Raw genomic sequence first — 20,655 nt, 5'->3', positions numbered from 1 at the left:
GTGCCGAGTGGTGGGGCAAGAGCGTTTTGCTTACTTTTGCGCTTTTCAAAAGTGAGCCGCCGTAAGGGCGGAACCCTAAGTGGCCGTGACCGCAGAAACGGATATGTACTCTGCCTGATCCAGACTGGTCGGCCCCGAGGCCGCCATCGGGGGCAAGTCGAATCGTCGCACCGCCCCTCCCACATTTGGACCTCGGAGCGTCAGGTAGACACGCGTTGGCTAATGCGGCCGTCACGGGAGCAAGCCCCCTCACACATTGTGATCTGTGCAGGTTTGAATATTTAGCTGGCCCGCCCCTTGCATTGACCCCCTAAAGCCCACCCGGTCTGCGGCTGGGCGCTGCCATTAGGGGTGAAACATTACCTTGAACATTCTTGACCTCGACCACAGCCTCACCGGTCAGGCGCCGATTGCCCGGCGGTTGGCCAGCGGCCGGGCGACGCGCCTCGACCTGCTGGACCTGGGCCCGAAACTGCGCCTGTGGTCCACGGAAAAAACCTGGAAGCGCTTTGTCGAGCGCCTGGCCCAACGGCCACGGCCCAGCAATGCACGCCCGGAAATCCTGTTCGTCGGCTCCGGCGACTACCACCACCTCACGCCGGCGTTCCTGGCCGACCTGAAGGAGCCCGTCAGCCTTATCCACTTCGACAACCACCCCGACTGGGTGCGCTTTGCGCCCAAGCGTCACTGTGGTTCGTGGGTCAACCGCGCGCTGAAAATGCCGGCGATCAAACGCATCGTCACCCTGGGGCCTTGCAGTGACGACCTGCATAACCCGCAACTGCGCGGCGGTAACCTTGGCGCCCTCAAGCGCGGGCAATTGCAGCTGTTTCCCTGGCAGCACCCGCCGTCGCAGGTGTGGGGGCGGATCGGCGATGGCGCCGGGCACCAACAGCAGGAAAACCACCTGCACTGGCGCAACCTGGCGGAACTGGATTGGGCGGCCTTCCTCAAGGAGATGATCGCCAGCCTGCCCACCGAAGCGATCTGGATCACCATCGATAAAGACGTACTGGCCAGCGAAGACGCCGCCACCAATTGGGACCAGGGTGGCATGCGCCTGAGCCACTTGCTCCAGGCCCTGCGGGCGTTGGCGGCGCATAAACGCATCCTTGGCATCGACGTGTGCGGCGAGTTTGCGCCGCCGGCCTTCAGCAACGCCTTCAAGCGCTGGGAGGCCAAGTCCGACCAGCCACCGCCCGAGCGGTGGAGCGCGCAGGATTTGCAGCGCAATGCGGCGACCAATGAAGCCTTGATCGACCTGTTTGAGGAGCTGTTCCCGTGACCCTGACCGTGGTGCTGTTGCTGGCGTTTTCGATTGTTCTCGATGTGATTGGCCAGTTGTGTTTCAAGCTGGGCGTGGACCGTTTACCGCAACTTGAGGGCGGTTTTCGCCTGCGCGCGTTCTGGGGCCAGGTGTTCAATGCGCCGCTGCTCTGGGCCGGCGTCGGGGCTTATGTGATCGAGTTTTTCGTCTGGCTCGAAGCTTTGTCCCGTGCGCCGTTGAGCCTGCTGTTTCCGCTGGCGGCGTTGGCCTATTGCCTGGTGGTGCTGGCGGGCAGGGTCGTGCTCAAGGAAACCGTCAGCCGACGGCGTTGGCTGGGCACGCTGGTGATTACTTTCGGTGTGATGTTGGTGGCGATTGCGGGAGGCCAGGCATGAGTACGCAAACCCTCGATACGGGCTGGCTGCATGGGCGTCTTGGCACGTTGGTGCTGTGGGCGCTGTTGATCGCCACTGAAAGTGCCGGGCAACTGTTTACCAAGGTGGCCGGTGATCAATTGGGCCAGATGGATTTCAACTGGCAGTGGCTGACACAGGTGGCGCGCAACCCCGGGATTCTGGCGGCGATTGCCAGTTATCTCGGCGCTTTTTTTGTGTGGATGCTGATCCTGCGGCGCAGCAGTTTGTCTTTGGCCTTTCCGCTGAGTTCGCTGGTGTTTGTGGCGGTGTTGCTGGGGTCCTGGCTTGGGCTGGGGGAGCACATCAGCGTTTTGCACTGGGTGGGTGTGGCGGTGATTGTGGCGGGGATTGCGCTGTTGGCGGAGGGAGAAGAGAACTGACCGGTCTGGTAGGTCGAACTCGGTTCAACATGTGGGAGGGGGCTTGCCCCCGATGGCGATGGGTCAGTCGCAGATGCACTCACTGACACTCCCTCATCGGGGGCAAGCCCCCTCCCACATGTTGATCTCTATACATCAGGTAGATCGGTGGTGGCTTTTAATTGAAGCTGTAGCTGATCGCCGTCTGCACCTGGCGCTGGTTGACGCTGCCGGCCTGCCTGACGATGCTGCTCTTGGCTGCCGAACCAACCAGGTGGACCCAACTGGCGCTGGTCAGCAATGACCAGTGCGTTGCCACCGGGAACGCGAAGCTCTGGCTCAGCGTCACGTTCTGCACGCCACCGCTGGCGGTGTAGGGCCGAAAGCCGGTGGCGGCGGCCTCGTGGTTGTCCACGCCGAAGAAGGTATTGGCCTGGCGTGCATCGGCAATATGCGCGACCAGCCCGGTGCTGCCGATCATCCCGCCACCCAGTGGATAGCCCAGTTCGCCGCCGACTTTGCCGAGCGCGCCACTTTGCGTATGCCCACCGCCCACGGCCTGGCCCACCTGCGCGTAGACCCGCCAGAAATCGGCCGGGGCGTATTGGACGAACCCGCCGACCTCAGCCATGTCCGACACATTGCGCAGACCTTGCAGCGCGCCGTTGGACGTACGCCCCGACAGGTAATTGATATACGGGCCTGCGGTGATGCCATGGGCGTTCAACGCGCTCCAGGTCAAGCCGTCATCGGTGCCCAGGCTGACGTCGCCCCAGTCCAGGTCCAGGTAGGGCACGGGGCGGGTTTCGTAGCGGCTGCCCGTCGGGTCATGGGGCTGGTAGCTGAGGCCGGCGCCCACGTCGCCGCTGATGCCTTGCGCGCAGGCGGCACTGGAGAGGCCACACAGCCCGAGAAACCCTGCGCATACGACAGACGTGAAGGTGGACATGGCACGCTTTCCTGATGAGTTCATGCGCGCATGAACGCGCAGACCCTGCCTCGCGCGCAAGCACTCATCTTGTTTGTAGCAAGCTACAAAAATTGTAGCTTGCAGAACCCACATCCTCTGCAAACCCTGAGAAAACCCCAGCCCCGCTGGGCCCTGGCCTGTTGGCACGCTCCCTGCTCTACCGGTTATGCAAGCGCATACAGCGCGCCTCTTTCCAAAGGTAGACGCAATGATCCAATGGCATATCGTGTGTGACTTCGACGGGACCATCACCCCCACCGATGTCATCGACAACGTCCTCCAACGCTTCGCCGGCCCCGAGTGGGAAACCATCGAACAGCAATGGCTGGATGGACATATCGGTTCACGCGAATGCCTGAGCCGCCAGCTGGCGCTGATCAAGGCCACCCCCAGCGAACTGCTGGCGTATTTCGACAGCGTCGAGATTGACCCGGACTTCCCGGATTTCGTCGATCACGTCATGGGCCTGGGCGCGACCATCGAAGTGGTCAGCGACGGCATCGAGCAGGGCATCGCACGTATTCTGTCGCGCAACTACGTGACTCTGCTGCCGATCCTCGCCAACCGGCTGCGCCAGATCGACCAGAACAGCTGGCGCATCGACTTTCCGTACGCCAGCGATGCCTGCCGCGCCGCTTCCGGCAACTGCAAGTGCAAGTCCACGCCGGGCAACAAGCGCGTGCTGGTGATCGGCGACGGCAAATCCGACATGTGCGTGGCCTCCACCGCCGACTTCGTGTTCGCCAAGGGCAGCCTCGCCGAGTATTGCGTCGCCCACCAGATTCCTCATGCGCGTTTTGACACCTTTGCCGAGGTGCCTGCCCTGCTGGCGCAACTGCCGCAAGGCATCGCCGCCAACGCCGCGACTTTCAACACCTCTTCCGACACTCAGGACCTCTTCCATCATGTCTGATATCCGCATCGCCACCGCCGAAGACCAGATCCTTCTGGATAAAGAAGCCAAGTACTGTTCCTACGGCGACACCGTTCACTACATCGAGCCGCCGCGTATTTTCAGTCGCTGCGAAGGCTCCTACGTGTGGGACACCGAAGACCAGGCCTACCTCGACCTGCAGATGTGGTACTCGGCCGTCAACTTCGGTTATGCCAACCCGCGCCTGAACAATGCGTTGAAACAGCAGATCGACACGCTGCCGCAGATCGCCAGCCAGTACCTGCACAAAGGCAAGATCGAGCTGTCGGAAATGATCGCGGTCGACGCCAAGAAAAAATTCGGCCTCGACGGTCGCGTGCACTTCAACGTCGGCGGTTCGCAATCGATCGAAGACTCGTTGAAAGTGGTGCGCAACGCCAGCAACGGCAAGAGCCTGATGTTCGCCTTCGAAGGCGGCTACCACGGCCGTACGCTCGGTGCCTCGTCGATCACGTCGAGCTTCCGCTACCGTCGTCGCTACGGCCACTTTGGCGAGCGCGCCAACTTCATTCCGTTCCCGTATCACTTCCGCGGCCCCAAAGGCATGACCAAGGAAGAGTACGGCAGCCAGTGCGTGCAGCAATTCGCGCGTTTGTTCGAGACCGAATACAACGGCGTCTGGGACCCGAAAACCAACCAGTGCGAATACGCGGCGTTCTATGTGGAGCCGATCCAGGGCACCGGCGGCTACGTGATCCCGCCGATGAACTTCTATCGCGAACTCAAGCACGTCCTGGATCAGCACGGCATCCTGATGGTCTCGGATGAAATCCAGATGGGCTTCTACCGCACCGGCAAACTCTGGTCGATCGAGCACTTCGACGTGCAGCCTGACGTGATCGTGTTCGGCAAGGCGCTGACCAACGGCCTCAACCCGCTGGGCGGCATCTGGGCCCGAGAAGAGCTGATTAACCCGAAGATCTTCCCGCCAGGCTCGACCCACTCCACCTTCGCCTCCAACCCGTTGGGCACGGCGGTGGGCCTGGAAATGTTCAAGATGACCAGCGAAATCGACTACGGCGCAATGGTCATGGCCAAGGGCAAATACTTCCTCGAAGGCCTGCAGGACTTGCAGAAACGTTTTCCGATCATCGGTGACGTCGACGGCCTGGGCCTGGCGCTGCGCTGCGAAATCTGCGGGCCGGATGGCTTCGCCCCGGACAAGGCGACCCTGGACTACATGGTCGAGGAAGGCATGAAAGGCGACATGGTGGTCGATGGCCAGAAACTCGGCCTGATCCTCGACGTGGGCGGTTACTACAAGAACGTGATCACCCTGGCACCGTCCCTGGAAATCAGCTACCCGGAAATCGACCTGGGCCTGAAGCTGCTCGAGCAACTGCTGGTGCGAGCGACCAACCGGTGAGTACCGGCGAGATCGACCTCGGTGAAGGCGGTGCCGGCTTCGTTCTCGGTGAGGGTCCGGTCGGGATTCTGTTGATTCACGGCCTGACCGGCACTCCAACGGAATTGCGCCAGGTCGCCAGGGGGCTGGTCAAGGCGGGCAATTGCACGGTGTACGTGCCCACCCTGGCCGGGCACTGCGGCGATAACAGCGACCTGCAGGCCACCGGCTGGCGCGATTGGTACGAAGGGGTGCGCAAGACCTTCGTACAGGTCAAGCGGCGTCACGCGCAGGTGTTCGTCGGCGGCTTGTCCATGGGCGCGGTGATGTCGATGTACGTGGCGGCCGAGCACCCGGGGCAGGTCGCGGGGCTGCTGATGTATTCCACCACGTTGAAGTACGACGGCTGGAGCATCAACAAGCTGGCCTTTCTCACGCCGTTGCTGATGAAGATTCCATTCGGCGTGCACGTCTGCAGCTTCGAGGAGAAGCCGCCCTATGGCATCAAGAACGAACGCCTGCGGGCCGTCGTCGAGCGGCAGATGAAGGAGGGCGAGAGCAGCGAGGCGGGGTTGTTGACCATGGAAGGCGTCACCGTGCGCGAGTTGCATCGCCTCAACGCCGTGGTCAAGAAGCGCATGCCGGCGATCAAGGCACCGGCGCTGGTGTTGCACTCCATCGAGGACGACATCACCAGCCGTTGGAACGCCGATTACGTGGAGCGCCACCTCGGTGGCCCGGTGACCAAGATTCTGCTGGATAACTGCTATCACATGATTACCGTCGACCTGCAATACCGCCGTGTGATCGAGTTGAGCGCCGAGTTTGTCGAGCGGCATTCGATGCATCTCAATCTTGTGGCCTGATTCGCTGACCTGTAGGAGCGAGCTTGCTCGCGAAGGTCGTTCACGATAACGCGTAATGCCAGGCTGAACGCGGTCTCTGCGCGATTTTCGCGAGCACGCTCGCTCCTGCAGCAGGGGCGGTGTTGATAAGGAAAAACTGTGATAACCACCCAAGCCTACCCGTCTATCCGGGCTATCCAGCGCGATGCCTGGAATGACTGTTTCCCCGGTGCCCTGGAGGACTGGGACTATTACCTCGCCGTGGAAAACGCCGCGATCGATGACTTCCAGTGGCGTTACCTGGCCGTCTACGAAGATCAAACGCTGGTGGCCGTGGCGGTCGCGTTCATGACCCATTATCGCCTCGACACCACGGTGTCCGGGGTCGGCAAACGCTTGACCGAGCGCTTGCAACGCCTGTGGCCGGGGGCCTTGCAGTTGGCCCTGTACGCGATCGGCTCGCCGGTGGCCGAACGGTGTGACGCGGGTGTCGCCAGCCACGTGCCCGAGGGGCGCAGGCCCCTGTTGCTCGAGCAATTGCTCATCGCGGCGCGGCGCGATGCCGACGGGTTCGGCATCGGCCTGCTGGCGGTCAAGGACGCACCGACCCACGATGCGCACTGGGCCCAGAGTTGTCGCGCCGCAGGCTTTCAAAGCATGCCGAGCCTGCCCACCGGCGTGTTGCCGCTACCCTATGGTTCGGTGGATGCCTACCTGGGCTCGCTGGGCAAATCCACCCGCAAGGACCTGCGGCGCAAACTGCGCGCGCCGGGGCCACGGGTGGAGTGGCGGCACAACATCGATGACGTGCTGCCCGAGGTGATGCGCCTCTATGAAGCGACACTCACACGCGCGGACTTGCAGTTCGAACGCCTGCCCGCCGGTTACTTCACGGGGATTCTCGAGCAACTGCAAGAGCGTGCGGTGTGTGTTCTTTACTGGGTGGACGAGCACCTGGTGGCGTTCAACCTGATGCTGCTTGACGAGCATCGGCTGATCGACAAGTTTTTCGGGCATGACATCACGTTCAGCCGTGAGTACAACCTGTACTTTCGCAGCTGGCTGACCAATGTCGACTACTGTATTCAACACAATATTGCGCTGTACGAATGCGGCCAGGCCGGTTATGCCAGTAAACTGCGCCTGGGTTGCCAGTTCCAGGGCAACAGCCTGTTTTTCCGCCACCGCAATCGGCTGGTCAACGGCCTGCTCGCGCTTGTAAAACTGTTTATCCGACCGGACCGTTCCGACCCTGCCATGGCTGCTGCGATAAGCGAAACCTGATGATTACCAAGACCCGCCAGAAAGCCCGCCCCTTTGCCATTTCACGCTGGAGCGTGCAGCGCAAGCTGGTGCTGGCCTTCTGGCTGGTCAGCGTGATCCCGACCATGATCGCGGCGGAACTGGCCGCCACCACGCTGTCGCAGATTTTCGACAGTAACGTGCGCATCTGGCTGCAGGAGTCGACCAAGATCGTCAAGGACGAGATCGGCGATATCCTTCACGATAACGCGCGCATGGCCAAGCTGTTCCTGCGCTACGCCAGCCCACCTTCATCCAGGCAGGCTGAACGGCATGACCAGCTCACCGCCGACATCGCCAGCGCCACCGACATCGATGTGGTGGCACTGATTCGTACCAGCGACCGCAAGGTGCTGTTCAGCACCGCCGCCGACGATATCGTCAAGCAGATCAGCCTGACCAGCAATGCGGTGTTGCAGACCATACAGGTGGCCGGTGTGAGCACAGGCCTGGTGGTGTCGACCTTCGAGACCACCCGCGATGGGGTCGATTATGTGCTGCTGGTGGCGACTTACCTGGACAGCAGTTTCCTTACCAGCGTGGCCGACGTGCATTCCCTCGACCTGCGCTTGTACCTGGCCAACCCGTCGGGGTTTTCCGAGATATTCTCGACTCAGCGTTTCGAAAATCACCCGTCGCGCATTCCCAAAGACGTCGAAGCCGAGCTGCGCAGCACCCGGCAGCCGAGCGAGCAGTTCACCACTCAGTACAGCGGCTTGTACTGGCCGATCTTCAACGACGACGGCGAGCTGCAAGGTGTGATCTTCAGCGGCCTGCTGCGCCACACGAGCCTGGTGGGGCTGGTGAACCAGAGCAATTTGTTCCTGCTGATTTTCCTGGTCAGCTCGGCGCTGTCGCTGGCCGCAGGCATGTGGGTGTCACGACGCCTGACCCAGCCGCTGCGCGACTTGTCCCAGGGCGTGAACGCGGTGATCTCCGGCAACTACACGCACCGCGTCGTGGTCAGCGGCGGCGACGAACTGGCGCAACTGAGCAGCACGTTCAACCACATGACTGCACGGCTGGGCGAATTGCATCATCTGGAAGCCCAGCTACGCCGGCGTGACCGTCTGCATGCCCTGGGTGAAGTCGCCATGGGCCTGGCCCATGAAATCCGCAACCCGCTGGGCATCATCAAGACCGCCACCCAACTGCTGCATCGTCGCGCCGACCTGCCGGACACCGACAAGCGCCACCTGGAGTACGTCATCAGCGAGGTCAGCCGGATCAACGAACTGATCACCGAATTCCTCGATTTCGCCAAGCCCAATCCGCCGATGCGCGTCCTGCAACCGGCACGCTCGCTGGTGGAGGAAATCCTCGGTTTCTGCGCCCCGGAATTGAGTACCCACAACATCGACGCCCAGATTGACGACCAGGCGCCCGACGCCACGATCTACGCGGACGCCAAGCAGCTCAAGCAGGCCTGTCTCAACCTGATTCTCAACGCCATCGACGCGATGCCCGAAGGCGGGCGCCTCACCCTGGGTATCCGCAGCGCAGGCGACAATACCGTGATCAGCATCGCCGATACCGGCGAGGGCATCCCGGCGGATATGGTCGAGCGCATCTTCACGCCCTTTGTCACCACCAAGGCCTCGGGCACAGGCCTGGGCCTGGCCAAGGTCTATTCGATCATGGAAAGTCACGACGGCAGCATCGAGTGCGTCACCGAGAAAGATGCCGGCGCCACCTTCAACCTGTACATTCCGGCTAACGGTGAAGACAACGGCGAGGATGAGGACGGGCATGACGCATAACGTATTGGTGGTCGATGACGAGCCCAAGCTCTGTGAACTGCTGTCGTCCGCACTGAGCCAGAACGGCATCCAGGTGTTTACCGCCGGCAATGGCCTGCACGCGCTCAAAGTGCTGGAGCAGGAGGACATCGACCTGGTCATCAGCGACTGGCGCATGCCGGGCATGGACGGGCCGGCATTGCTGGCCGAGATCAAGCAGCGCTATCCAAACGTGCCGGTGATCGTGATGACGGCCTACAGCACGGTGAAAAATGCCGTGCAATCGATGCGCAATGGCGCCTACGACTACATTGCCAAGCCGTTCGATATCGACGAGCTCGATATCACCGTGGCCAAGGCCCTGCAATTTCGCGACATCATGCGCGATAACGCACGGCTGCGCGCCGAGCTGGATGAGCACGCCCAGTTCGACAGCCTGGTGGGCGACAGCCCGGCGTTTCGCAAAGTGCTGCAAGCGGTGGACTCGGTGCGCGACAGCAGCGCAACCATCCTGCTGACCGGCGAAAGCGGCACCGGCAAGGAAATGGTCGCCCGCGCCATTCACAAGCACGGCAGCCGTGCCGACCAGCCGTTCGTGGCGGTCAATTGCGCGGCGATTCCTGAAGGTTTGCTGGAAAGCGAGATGTTCGGTCATCGCAAAGGCGCGTTCACCGGCGCGGTGGCTGATCGGGTAGGGCGCTTCATGCAGGCCGACAAGGGCACGCTGTTCCTCGATGAGGTCGGTGATATGCCGTTGGCCTTGCAGGCCAAGATCCTGCGCGCCTTGCAGGAACGGGTTATCGAACCGGTGGGCGACCCCCGCGAGCGCAAGGTGGACGTGCGGGTGATCGCCGCCACCAACAAGAACCTGCTGGACGCCGTGGCCAACAAGGAGTTTCGCGAAGACCTGTATTACCGCCTGAATGTCTTCCCGATTCCGCTGCCGGCCCTGCGCGAGCGTGTGGAAGATATCACGCCCCTGGCCCGGCACTTCGCCCGCACCCTCAGCGCGACCACCGGCAAACGCATCAGCGGGTTCAGCCCCGAAGCCTTGCAGGCCATGGCGGCGTACCACTGGCCGGGCAATATCCGCGAGCTGCAAAACTGCGTGGAGCGGGCGACCATCGTGGCGGCGTCGCCGGTGATCGAAGATATCGATTTGCCGGGTTACCTGTTCGCCTCCAGGCCCGCCGAGGCCGGCGCGGCGACAATCCTGGCTGATGGGCCGGGTGTACCGCATGACCTGGATGCGGCGCTGGCGGAGGTGGAGAAGTCGTACATCCTGGCGGCCTTGCAGGAGAGCAACGGGGTACAGGCCGCCGCGGCGCAGCGCATCGGGATTTCAGAGCGCAGTTTCTGGTACCGCCTGAAGAAGCTTGGCATCCAGGTCGACAAAATAGTCCGCTGACCGAATGTGATTGAAACTGTGGGAGGGGGCTTGCCCCCGATTGCGGTGTGTCAGTCACCTTATCTTCAACTGACCCACCGCTATCGGGGGCAAGCCCCCTCCCACAGTTGGACTGTGGTGTGTCAGGTGTGGACGCGTACCCAGATGCTGACCAGTATCGTCGCGGCCATCAACCAAGCGACTGCGGCGACTGCCAGCGACGCCTCCAGCCGCATCCGATCCACCACCACATACAACGTGGCCAGGTACACAAAGTACGGAATGATCGACCACATCCCGAACAGTATCGTGGTCTTCAGGTCCTCCACGGAGCGGCCCTTGCCGACGATGTAGTGGGCGATCAGCGCAAAGGTGGGAAACAGCGGCACCAAGCCTGCGATGTAATAATTTTTGGTCTTGGCCAGTGCCGCCAATATCAGCACTACCGCAGCGCCAAGCGCGGCTTTCAGAAATAGATCCATCAGTGACTCAACCCGTATTTCTTGACCTTGTCGAACAGCGTGGTCTTGGCCATCCCCAGTTCCTGGCTGGCCTGGGTCAGGTTGCCGCCGCTGCGTTGCAGGGCATCGTTGAGCAAGTTGCGCTCGAAGGCTTCCACCGCCTCGGTAAAGGCCAGGCCCTGGGTGCTGCCGCCCGAGCCGCTTTTCTTGAACGCGGGCAGGCCCAGGGCGAAGCGTTCGGCGACGTTGCGCAGTTCGCGTACGTTGCCCGGCCAATCGTGGCTCATCAGGCTCGACAGCGTCTGGTTGTCCAGTTCCGGCGCGGTGCGATCAAAGCGCAGCGAGGATTGCTGCAGGAAGTGTTCGAACAACTGCAGGATGTCTTCACGGCGCTCGCGCAGGGGCGGCAGTTCCAGGGTGACCACATTGAGCCGGTAGTACAGGTCGCTGCGGAATTGGCTGGCGCGGCTCAGTTCGTCGAGGTCGGACTTGGTGGCGGCGATCACCCGGCAGTCCACGGCCACGCTCTGGTTCGAACCCAGGCGTTCGAGGGTGCGTTCCTGCAGCACCCGCAACAGTTTGATCTGCAGGTTGATCGGCATGCTTTCCACTTCATCGAGAAACAGCGTGCCCTCATGGGCGTGCTCGATCTTGCCGATGCGGCGCTTGCCGGCGCCTGTGAAGGCGTTGGCTTCGTGGCCGAATATCTCGCTTTCGAACAGATTCTCCGGCAGCCCACCGCAGTTCAGTGCGACGAACGGGTGGGAATGGCGCCGGCTGAAGTCATGCAGGCAACGCGCGACCAGCTCCTTGCCGGTGCCGGTTTCGCCTTCGATCAGCACGTTGGCCGAGGTGTCGGCGACGTTGGCGATCAGTTCGCGCAGGGCCTGCATGGCCGGCGAGTGCCCGATGATGCGACCCTCCAGTGAGTCGCGTTCGGCCAGCTGGCGGCGCAGCGACCAGACTTCCCGCGCCAGCCCGCGCTGCTCCAGGGCGCGCCGGGCAACGTCCACCAGGCGCTCGGGGGAGAAGGGCTTTTCCATGAAATCGTAGGCGCCGTTGCGCATGGCACCGACCGCCATGGAGATGTCGCCATGCCCGGTGATCAGCACCACCGGCAGGCTTTTATCCAGCGCCTTGAGGCGGGTCAGCAACTCCAGCCCATCGATGCCCGGCAGGCGGATATCGCTGATGACAATCCCGGCGAAGTTCTCGCCGATGTGCGTCAAGGCTTCTTCAGCGCTGCCCACGCCAACGCTGGGAATGTCTTCCAGCGCCAGGGCTTGCTGGCAACCGAGCAGCACATGGGGGTCATCTTCGACGATCAGAACAGTGAGGGCTTGGGCTTGCATATTCATGTCGACTCAACTTTTTCGGCGCCCGCCAACGGCAGGTTCAGGACAAACGCGGTACCACCACTGGCCGGATGTTCCACCGCCAGGCTGCCGCCGGTGGCCGCCGCGAGGCTTGCAGACAAGGTCAGGCCCAGGCCCAGGCCTTGCTCGCCGGGTTTGGTGGTAAAGAACGGCTCGAACAGATGCTTGCGCGCCTCGGGGTCAATGCCGTGGCCATTATCGCGCACCCGCAGGCGATACTTGCCCTCGGCACTGTGGCCTTCGAGCCACAACTGCGGCGCCGGTTGCGCCTGCATCGCGTCGAGGGCGTTGCCGATCAGGTTGACCAGGATCTGCTCCAGGCGCGTCTGGTCGATCTGCAACTGGACATTGGCGAACTCACGGTGCACGGCCAGCGGCACGCTGTCCAGGCGCGCGCCGAGCACCTGGAACGCGGCGTCCACGGCCTTGGCCAGGCTCGCCTCGCCCTGGTCGTCACCGCGCCGGGCAAACGAGCGCAGGCTGGCGGTGATGCGGCCCATGCGGTCGATCAGTTCGTTGATGGTCTTGAGGTTGGCGCTCGCGGTGTCCAGGGCCCCGCGTTCGAGGAAACGCACGGTGTTGCCGGACAGGGTGCGCAGCGCGGCCAGGGGTTGGTTCAATTCGTGGGCGATGCTGGTGGACATCTGGCCGATTGCCGCAAGTTTGCCGGCCTGCACCAGCTCGTCCTGGGCGTGGCGCAAAGTCTCTTCGGCCTGGCGCCGTTCGCGGATCTGGCCCTTGAGGCGATCGTTGCTGGCGCGCAGGTCGGCGGTGCGTTCGGCAATCCGTCGCTCCAACTGGCTGTTGGCTTCCTGCAGGGCTTCGCGCGCGGCGAGGCGGGTGGCGATGACCTTGCGCCGCTCGTTCCAGGCAATCAGCAAAAACGCGACCAGGCCGAACGCGACGGCGACCAGGATGCCCTGGTTGATCGCGGCGCGGCGCAGGTCATTGAGCGGGGTAAGCAGGGTGAAATTCCACGGCGTGTCATTCAGCGGGCGGGTTTGCGCCAGGTAGCTGACTTCGTGCTTGTCGCTGACCACTTCGCTGTTGGCCGGGAAGGTCAGCTTTTCGCTGCCTTCGTTCAAGCGCTCGCGGGCCAGGGGCTCCAGCGCACTCAGGGTCGCCCAGTAATATTGCAGGCTGTGCGCCAGTCGGTCCCTGGTGTCATCGCTCAGGGGGCGCACCGCCTTGAGACGGCGGGCCGGGTCACTGGACAGGATAATGATGCCGTTTTCGTCACTGACGAAGGCTTCGAGGCGCGCGCGCTGCCAGCGTTCCTCAAGCGCTTCCAGGCGCACCTTGACCACGGCGACGCCGATGATCTTGCCGTGCTCTTCCAGGCCGTGGGCCAGGTAATAGCCGGGTTCGCCATTGGTGCTGCCAATGCCGTAGAAACGACCGGGCTGGCCGCGTACGGCGTTCTGGAAATAGGCGCGAAAGGACAGGTCTTCACCCTGATAACTGTCGGCGTCGCGCCAGTTACTGGTGGCCAGTACCCGACCGGTGGTGTCCATGACGTAGATGGCCCGGCTGCGGCTGCGGCGGTTCAGGCCTTCGAGGTAATCGTTGACGGTCTTGCGGGTTTCCTGGTTGGGATCGGCCAGGAGCAGCGAAACGCTGGATTCGAGCTCGAGCAGGCTGGGCAGGTAGGTGTATTTGCTCAGTTCGCTTTCGACGGTGCGGGCATGTAGCTCCAGCTGGCGTCCGCTATTGTCGCTGAGGGTGCGGATGCCGTAGTACTCACTGACCCAGAAGCCGATAAAACCCAGGCCGATCATCAGGGCGATGATCAACGGTGGCAGGAACAGTTGGCGTATCAGACGAGGCTTCACGGCAAGTGATGGCGGCGCGGCGCGATATTGAGTGGGGTCGCATTTCATCACAGATGCCTTGGGTCAGCTACTTCTCGCCTGCCAACTGTAGGAGCGAGCTTGCTCGCGAAAAACTCAAAGGCACCGCGTTAATTCTGGATACACGCGTTAACGTTGTCGTCTTTCGCGAGCAAGCTCGCTCCTACAGGGGAGAAGCGAGTTGCTTTTAGTGCTGCAGGATTTTCTCAAGGAAGTGCTGCGCACGTTCGGAGCGGGCGCTGATGTCGCCGAAGAATTCTTCTTTCGGGCAGTCTTCGATGATCTTGCCGGCGTCCATGAAGATCACGCGGTCGGCCACTTTGCGCGCAAAGCCCATTTCGTGGGTCACGCACATCATGGTCATGCCTTCGTGGGCCAGTTGCACCATCACGTCGAGCACTTCGTTGACCATTTCCGGGTCCAGCGCCGAGGTCGGTTCGTCGAACAGCATGACGATCGGGTCCATGGCCAGGGCGCGGGCAATCGCGACACGTTGCTGCTGGCCACCGGACAGTTGCCCCGGGTGCTTGTGGGCATGGGCCGACAGGCCTACGCGCTCAAGCAGTTGCAGGCCCTTCTGGGTGGCTTCTTCCTTGCTGCGACCAAGCACCTTGATCTGCGCGATGGTCAGGTTTTCGGTGATGGTCAGGTGCGGGAACAACTCGAAGTGCTGGAACACCATGCCCACGCGCGAGCGCAGTTTCGGCAGGTTGGTCTTCGGGTCGGCAATCGAGGTGCCGTCCACGACGACGTCGCCCTTCTGGAACGGTTCCAGCGCGTTGACGCACTTGATCAGCGTGGATTTGCCCGAGCCGGACGGCCCGCACACCACGATCACTTCGCCTTTTTTAACCTCGGTGCTGCAGTCGGTCAGCACCTGGAAGTCGCCATACCACTTGTTGATGTTCTTGATAGAGATCATACGGCAAACCTTTTTTGCAGACGCTTGACCAGCAGCGAGGCGGAAAAGCTGATGATGAAGTAGACGACACCGGCGAAGATCAGGAACTCATTGGAGCGGCCGATGATGTCGCCGTTGGAGCGGGCGGAGTTGAGGAAGTCCACCAGGCCCACGGTGTAGACCAGCGAGGTGTCCTGGAACAGGATGATCGACTGCTGCAGCAGCAACGGCGTCATCTTGCGGAACGCCTGGGGCAGGATGATCAGGCGCATGGTCTGGCCGTACGTCATGCCCATCGCCTGAGCGGCAGCCATCTGTCCCTTGGGGATCGACTGCACGCCGGCCCGCACGATTTCACAGAAGTACGCCGCTTCGAACATCATGAACGCCACGACGCACGAAGTGAACGCGCCGATCGGCGTATCTTCGCCGGTGATCCAGCGCAGCACGAAGGGCACCGCCAGGTAGAACCAGGTGATGACCAGCAGCAGCGGGATCGAACGGAAGTAGTTCACATAGGCGCCGGCCACGCGGGACAGCAGCTTGCTGGACGACAGGCGCATCAGCGCCAGGATCGTGCCCAGGATGATGCCGCCGACCACGCCCATGACCATCAGTTGCAGGGTCATGACCATGCCGTTCCACAGGCCCGGGATCGCGGGGATGATCCCGCTGAAATCGAAGTCCATTATTTACCCCCCACGGAGATCAGGCCGGGCACTGCGACTTTCTTCTCGACCACGCGCATCAGCAGCATCAGGCTCATGTTCAGGGTGAAGTAGATCAGCGTGGCCAGGGTGAAGGCTTCAAACAGGTTGGCCGAAAACTCGGCGGTCTGCTTGGTTTGTGCCAGCAGTTCCATCAAGCCGATCAGGGACGCCACGGAGGAGTTCTTGAACACGTTGAGGAATTCGGAGGTAAGCGGCGGAATGATGATGCGGTAGGCTTGGGGCAGCAGCACGTTCCAGTAGATCTGCGGCAGCTTGAAACCCATGGCGCGAGCTGCGGCTTCCTGGCCACGGGGCAGCGCCTGGATGCCGGTGCGCACTTGCTCACACACACGGGCGGCGGTGAACAGGCCCAGGCACACGACGACGCTCAGGTAGGCCGAGGTGGTCGGGTTGAGGTCTTGCTTGTACCAGTCCTGCAGGTTCTGCGGCAGCAGGTCGGGTACCAGGAAGTACCAGATAAACAGCTGAACCAGCAGCGGCACGTTTCGAAACAGTTCCACGTAGCAGGTCGCGATGCCCGCGACGAGGCGGTTTGGCACGGTGCGCATGACTCCCAGAATGGAGCCCAGCAGCAAGGCGACAATCCATGCCACGACAGCGATGGCGATGGTCCAGCCCAGGCCGGCGATGTACCAGTCGAGATAAGTCTCGCTGCCAACGCCAGTGGACTTGAAGAACACGCTCCAGTCCCAGTTGTAATTCATTAGGGTCTCCCCCGAAATCGATCGATGTACAAGCACCCGCTTGGGGAATGCCATTTCCCACCTGACGTTGAACGCCAGGCACACACGATCGGCTCGAAAACCGCCAGGTCGAGTGTTCCAAGTTAAAGCCAGCAGGTAGTAACAGACGCCTGAGGGAGGGGTGGCTCCCTCAGGGGATTAGCTTAGTCAGGTATCAGATTTTTACTTCTGGCGCTGGTTTGTCGCTTGGGTTGGCAATCAGCTCCTTGACCTTGTCGCTCATCGGGAAGTTGAGGTTCAGGCCTTTCGGTGGGATCGGGCTTTCGAACCATTTGGCGTAGATCTTGTTGATTTCGCCGGACTTGTACAGGCTGACAATGGCGTCATCCACGGCCTTCTTGAAGTCCGGGTCGCCTTTGCGAACCATGCAGGCATAGGCTTCGAAGGACTGCGGAGTACCGGTGATGACCCAGTCGTCCGGCTTCTTGGCCTTGGCTTCTTCACCGGCCAGCAGGGCGTCGTCCATCATGAACGCTACGGCGCGGCCGCTTTCGAGCATCTGGAAGGATTCGCCATGGTCTTTGGCGGAGATGACGTTCATGCCCATCTGCTTGTCGGCGTTCATCGCCTTGATGATGCGCTCGGACGTGGTGCCGGCGGTGGTCACGACGTTCTTGCCTTTCAGGTCGGCAAAGTCGGCGTAGGACGGCTTACCTTCCTTGTCTTTCTTGACCAGCAGGCGGGTGCCGATTTCGAAGATGTTGGTGGTGAAGTCAACTTGCTGGGCGCGTTCGGCGTTGTTGGTGGTCGAGCCGCACTCAAGGTCCGCAGTGCCGTTCTGGATCAGCGGGATGCGCGTTTGCGAGGTCACCAGGTTGTACTTGACCTTCAGGTCTGGCTTGTTCAGGTCCTTCTTCAGGGCTTCAACGACGGCCAGCTGAATGTCGTGGGAGTAGCCGACAGGCTTGCCCGAACCATCGGCAATGTAGGAAAACGGGATGGAGCTGTCGCGGTGAGCGAGAGTAATAGTGCCGGAGTCGTTGATTTTCTTCAGCGTGCCGGTGAGTTCGGCGGCGAAAACTGGAGTGCTGATCAGAGCAGCAGCGATAGCTGCGCCCAGGATATGGGGAACGATGCGCATCAATACTTCCTCGACATTTGTTTTTTTTATGAAGCCAGCTAAACGGCTCTCTTGTACAGCGAATGCCTTGACGGCTCCTGAGGCGTCTCGGGCAATCGTCAGGAAGTGTAGAGCATGAGTCGTGCCATACCGAAAACAAAAGCTTAACGTATTGAATTACATGGAAATTAACTTTGTGTGACAGTCGCTGTCTGCATCGCAGGTACGGCTAACCGAATAGAGAGGAGGTATAACGTTCGGAAAACCGAATGTCACATCCGCTGACGGTAGGCGCGAGCTTGCTCGCGAAAAACGCAAAAGCGCCGCGGTTATTCTGCATAAACGCGGCGCTCTCGGGTTTTTCGCGAGCAAGCTCGCTCCTACAGTGTTGGGAGGGGGTCAGGCCGCTTCGATCTTGCTGCGGTTCTGTTCAACCCGGGACAGGTAGCGTTGCAGGTTGTCCTGTTCCGCCGCCGTGGTGAACAGGCCCAGCTTGGTACGGCGCCACAGCACGTCCTGAGGCTGCGTCACCCATTCTTCAGCACACAGGTAATCGACTTCGCGGGTGTAGAGCCCGCCTCCCAGGTGCTCACCCAGGTCGGCCTGGGTCTGCACACCTTCCAGCAGGCGCCAGGTGCGGCTGCCGTAGGTGGTCGACCAGCGACGGGCGATTTCGCCTGGCAGCCAGTCGAACTTGCTGCGAATGGCCTCGGCCAGGGCTTCTGGCGTGGTCATGTCTTCGCCGCCGGGCAGGCTGGCCTTGGCGGTCCAGCTTGGGCGCATTTGCGTGAAGTACGGCGCCAGTTGCGCCATGGCCGATTCAGCCAGCTTGCGATACGTGGTCAGCTTGCCGCCGAACACCGACAGGATCGGTGCCTCGCCGGCAGCGCCGGACAGCGACAGGGTGTAGTCGCGGGTAATGGCCGACGGGTTATCCGATTCGTCGTTGCACAACGGACGTACGCCCGAATAGGTGTGCACGATGTCGTCACGGCTCAGCTGTTTCTTGAAGTGTGCGTTGACCACCTTGAGCATGTAGTCGGTTTCACCTTCGGTGATAGCCACTTTCGCCGGATCGCCGGTGTATTCACGGTCGGTGGTGCCGATGATGGTCAGGTGATTCAGGTACGGAATCGTGAAGACGATGCGCTGGTCCTCGTTCTGCAGGATGTGCGCATGCGCCCCTTCGTAGAGTTTCGGCACGATCAGGTGGCTGCCCTGGATCAGGCGGATACCGTAAGGCGAATCCAGCTTCAGATCCTCCTTGATGAACTTGGCGACCCACGGGCCTGCGGCGTTTACCAGTGCACGGGCGCGGATCGAGAACAGGCTGCCATCGGCGCGCTCCATGTTCATTTCCCACAGGCCGTTGCTGCGGTGTGCACTGATGCAGCGAGTCTGGGTGTGGATATGGGCGCCTTTCTCGCGTGCGGCCATGGCATTGAGCACCACCAGGCGGGCGTCGTCGACCCAGCAGTCGGAGTATTCGAAGCCTTTGGTGATTTCGCTTTTCAGCGGGCTGTCGGCGCCGAACTTGAGGCTTTTGGAACCGGCCAGTTTCTCGCGCTTGCCCAAGTGGTCATACAGGAACAGGCCGGCACGAATCATCCAGGCCGGGCGCAGGTGCGGACGGTGCGGCAGCACGAAGCGCATCTGCTTGACGATGTGCGGCGCCTTCGCCAGCAGTACTTCGCGCTCGGCCAGGGCCTCGCGTACCAGACGGAACTCGTAGTGTTCCAGGTAGCGCAAGCCACCGTGGATCAGTTTGCTGCTGGCTGACGAGGTGTGGCTGGCCAGGTCGTCCTTTTCGCAAAGGAATACCGACAAACCGCGACCGGCTGCGTCTGCTGCAATGCCGACGCCATTGATCCCGCCGCCGATAACGGCGACATCATAGACTTCGGCAAGCGGTGGGGCAGGCAAGGTAGAAGGGTTCATCGGCTTGGCCTCGCGATCTTTTCGTATTGGAATTCGAACATTAATGTTCATTTGCGAAAATGGTAGCTGATAAATGCGGGCACAGCCAGCCGACTTCGATTGAAAAAACTCATCGAAGGGCGGGGAAAGGAAAATTTGTGAACCGATAGTTCCCACGCTCCGCGTGGGAATTCAGCCTATGACGCTCTGCGTCACAGCGGACGCAGAGCGTGGGAACGAGAAGTCAGACGACTTCCAGACGAACCTTATGCTCATTCAACACCTGCACCAGCGCCGGCACCGGCTGCAGGTCGGTCACCAGGCAGTCCACCAGGCTGATCGGTCCCAAGCGAATCATGGCGTTGCGCCCGAATTTGCTGGAGTCCGCCGCCAGGATCACTTGCCGCGCATTGGCGATAATCGCCTGGGAGACCCGCACTTCCTGATAGTCGAAGTCGAGCAGGCTGCCGTCTTCATCGATGCCGCTGATACCCACCAGCGCAAAGTCGACCTTGAACTGGTTGATGAAATCGACGCTGGCCTGGCCAACCACACCGCCGTCACGCCGCACATTGCCGCCGGTCAGCAACACGTCGAAGTCGTCCTTAGCACTGAGCATGGTGGCGACGTTGAGGTTGTTGGTGATGATTTTCAGGTGATGGTGATTGAGCAACGCGCGGGCGATGGATTCGGTGGTGGTACCGATATTGATGAACAACGAGGCGTGATCGGGAATCTGCGCCGCGATGGCTTCGCCGATACGCTGCTTTTCATCGCGCATCTGGTCGGCACGCATGGCGTACGCGGTGTTCTCGACGCTGGAGTCATAGGCCGCGCCGCCGTGGTAGCGGCGCAGCAGATTGGCGTCCGCCAGCTGGTTAATATCGCGGCGGATGGTTTGCGGGGTGACAACGAACAACTGCGCCATTTCCTCGATACTGACGTAGCCGCGTTCGCGGACCAGTTCGAGGATTTGTTGTTGGCGGGGAGGCAGATTCATGGGGCGTCCTTTGGGCTGCCATACAAAAGTGGCCCATGATGACGCAGGAATC

At 61.5% G+C, this 20,655-nt stretch carries 19 protein-coding genes; 9 read left to right on the top strand and 10 right to left on the bottom strand.

Annotation, left to right across the window (positions count from 1 at the left end; genetic code table 11):
* The first annotated feature begins 364 nt into the window (after positions 1-364).
* The 3 genes from J1G34_RS15630 to J1G34_RS15620 are packed head-to-tail and all read left to right on the top strand — an operon-like array spanning position 365 to position 2,063.
* A complete protein-coding gene (locus J1G34_RS15630; protein ID WP_065894034.1) occupies positions 365-1,285 on the top strand; it encodes an arginase family protein in 921 nt (306 codons plus the stop codon).
* Positions 1,282-1,662: a DMT family transporter gene (locus J1G34_RS15625; protein WP_065885975.1), complete on the top strand. Its 381-nt coding sequence runs from the start codon at positions 1,282-1,284 to the stop codon at positions 1,660-1,662. The genes J1G34_RS15630 and J1G34_RS15625 overlap by 4 nt, the downstream gene beginning before the upstream one ends.
* Positions 1,659-2,063: a DMT family transporter gene (locus J1G34_RS15620; protein WP_065885976.1), complete on the top strand. Its 405-nt coding sequence runs from the start codon at positions 1,659-1,661 to the stop codon at positions 2,061-2,063. The genes J1G34_RS15625 and J1G34_RS15620 overlap by 4 nt, the downstream gene beginning before the upstream one ends.
* Before the next feature lie 157 nt (positions 2,064-2,220).
* On the opposite strand, the gene J1G34_RS15615 is transcribed toward J1G34_RS15620, so the two are convergent.
* Complete coding sequence (locus J1G34_RS15615) at positions 2,221-2,991, bottom strand: MipA/OmpV family protein (RefSeq protein WP_065937224.1); 771 nt, start codon at positions 2,989-2,991, stop codon at positions 2,221-2,223.
* 229 nt (positions 2,992-3,220) lie between these two features.
* Between J1G34_RS15615 and J1G34_RS15610 the strand changes: the two genes are divergently transcribed.
* The 6 genes from J1G34_RS15610 to J1G34_RS15585 all read left to right on the top strand — a co-directional run bounded on the left by J1G34_RS15610 (position 3,221) and on the right by J1G34_RS15585 (position 10,585).
* Positions 3,221-3,925, top strand: coding sequence for an HAD-IB family phosphatase (locus tag J1G34_RS15610; protein ID WP_065885978.1), 705 nt, complete (start codon positions 3,221-3,223; stop codon positions 3,923-3,925).
* On the top strand, positions 3,918-5,312 hold the full coding sequence (locus J1G34_RS15605) for an aspartate aminotransferase family protein (RefSeq protein ID WP_065885979.1): 1,395 nt from the start codon (positions 3,918-3,920) through the stop codon (positions 5,310-5,312). The genes J1G34_RS15610 and J1G34_RS15605 overlap by 8 nt, the downstream gene beginning before the upstream one ends.
* On the top strand, positions 5,309-6,157 hold the full coding sequence (locus J1G34_RS15600) for an alpha/beta hydrolase (RefSeq protein WP_222994308.1): 849 nt from the start codon (positions 5,309-5,311) through the stop codon (positions 6,155-6,157). The genes J1G34_RS15605 and J1G34_RS15600 overlap by 4 nt, the downstream gene beginning before the upstream one ends.
* Positions 6,158-6,295: 138 nt before the next feature.
* Positions 6,296-7,420 carry a GNAT family N-acetyltransferase gene (locus J1G34_RS15595; protein ID WP_065891895.1) on the top strand — a complete coding sequence of 375 codons (1,125 nt, stop codon included), beginning with the start codon at positions 6,296-6,298 and terminating at the stop codon, positions 7,418-7,420.
* Positions 7,420-9,198, top strand: a complete 1,779-nt coding sequence (locus tag J1G34_RS15590) for a sensor histidine kinase (protein WP_222994307.1) — start codon at positions 7,420-7,422, stop codon at positions 9,196-9,198. The genes J1G34_RS15595 and J1G34_RS15590 overlap by 1 nt, the downstream gene beginning before the upstream one ends.
* Positions 9,188-10,585 (top strand): sigma-54-dependent transcriptional regulator, encoded by a 1,398-nt coding sequence (locus tag J1G34_RS15585; RefSeq protein WP_222994306.1) that lies wholly within the window; start codon positions 9,188-9,190, stop codon positions 10,583-10,585. Before J1G34_RS15590 ends, J1G34_RS15585 begins: the two co-directional genes overlap by 11 nt.
* Before the next feature lie 122 nt (positions 10,586-10,707).
* Here the strand turns inward: J1G34_RS15585 and J1G34_RS15580 are convergent, their stop codons facing one another.
* From J1G34_RS15580 to J1G34_RS15540, 9 genes are all read right to left on the bottom strand, one after another.
* Entirely contained in the window at positions 10,708-11,046 is a 339-nt protein-coding gene (locus tag J1G34_RS15580; protein WP_065891898.1) for a GlpM family protein, read from the bottom strand.
* Positions 11,046-12,377 carry a two-component response regulator AauR gene (gene aauR, locus J1G34_RS15575; RefSeq protein WP_459077113.1) on the bottom strand — a complete coding sequence of 444 codons (1,332 nt, stop codon included), beginning with the start codon at positions 12,375-12,377 and terminating at the stop codon, positions 11,046-11,048. The genes J1G34_RS15580 and aauR overlap by 1 nt, the downstream gene beginning before the upstream one ends.
* Positions 12,378-12,379: 2 nt before the next feature.
* The gene (gene aauS, locus J1G34_RS15570) at positions 12,380-14,281 is read right to left on the bottom strand and encodes a two-component sensor histidine kinase AauS (protein ID WP_065937227.1); all 1,902 of its coding nucleotides are present in this window, start codon (positions 14,279-14,281) and stop codon (positions 12,380-12,382) included.
* Positions 14,282-14,438: 157 nt separating this feature from the next.
* Positions 14,439-15,173, bottom strand: coding sequence for an amino acid ABC transporter ATP-binding protein (locus J1G34_RS15565; RefSeq protein WP_065885987.1), 735 nt, complete (start codon positions 15,171-15,173; stop codon positions 14,439-14,441).
* Positions 15,170-15,841 carry an amino acid ABC transporter permease gene (locus J1G34_RS15560; protein WP_046071144.1) on the bottom strand — a complete coding sequence of 224 codons (672 nt, stop codon included), beginning with the start codon at positions 15,839-15,841 and terminating at the stop codon, positions 15,170-15,172. Before J1G34_RS15560 ends, J1G34_RS15565 begins: the two co-directional genes overlap by 4 nt.
* On the bottom strand, positions 15,841-16,587 hold the full coding sequence (locus J1G34_RS15555) for an amino acid ABC transporter permease (protein WP_065885988.1): 747 nt from the start codon (positions 16,585-16,587) through the stop codon (positions 15,841-15,843). The genes J1G34_RS15560 and J1G34_RS15555 overlap by 1 nt, the downstream gene beginning before the upstream one ends.
* A 193-nt stretch (positions 16,588-16,780) precedes the next feature.
* Positions 16,781-17,707: a glutamate/aspartate ABC transporter substrate-binding protein gene (locus J1G34_RS15550; protein ID WP_065885989.1), complete on the bottom strand. Its 927-nt coding sequence runs from the start codon at positions 17,705-17,707 to the stop codon at positions 16,781-16,783.
* Positions 17,708-18,085: 378 nt separating this feature from the next.
* Positions 18,086-19,624, bottom strand: a complete 1,539-nt coding sequence (gene glpD, locus J1G34_RS15545) for a glycerol-3-phosphate dehydrogenase (protein ID WP_222994304.1) — start codon at positions 19,622-19,624, stop codon at positions 18,086-18,088.
* Between the two features lie 223 nt (positions 19,625-19,847).
* Complete coding sequence (locus J1G34_RS15540) at positions 19,848-20,603, bottom strand: DeoR/GlpR family transcriptional regulator (protein WP_222994303.1); 756 nt, start codon at positions 20,601-20,603, stop codon at positions 19,848-19,850.
* Between the last annotated feature and the right edge of the window lie 52 nt (positions 20,604-20,655).

This window comes from Pseudomonas sp. Wu6, from assembly GCF_019891515.1.
Classification (GTDB): domain Bacteria; phylum Pseudomonadota; class Gammaproteobacteria; order Pseudomonadales; family Pseudomonadaceae; genus Aquipseudomonas; species Aquipseudomonas orientalis_A.
The sequence above is the reverse complement of the archived record's forward strand: the minus strand, read 5'-3'. Positions and strand labels throughout refer to the sequence as shown.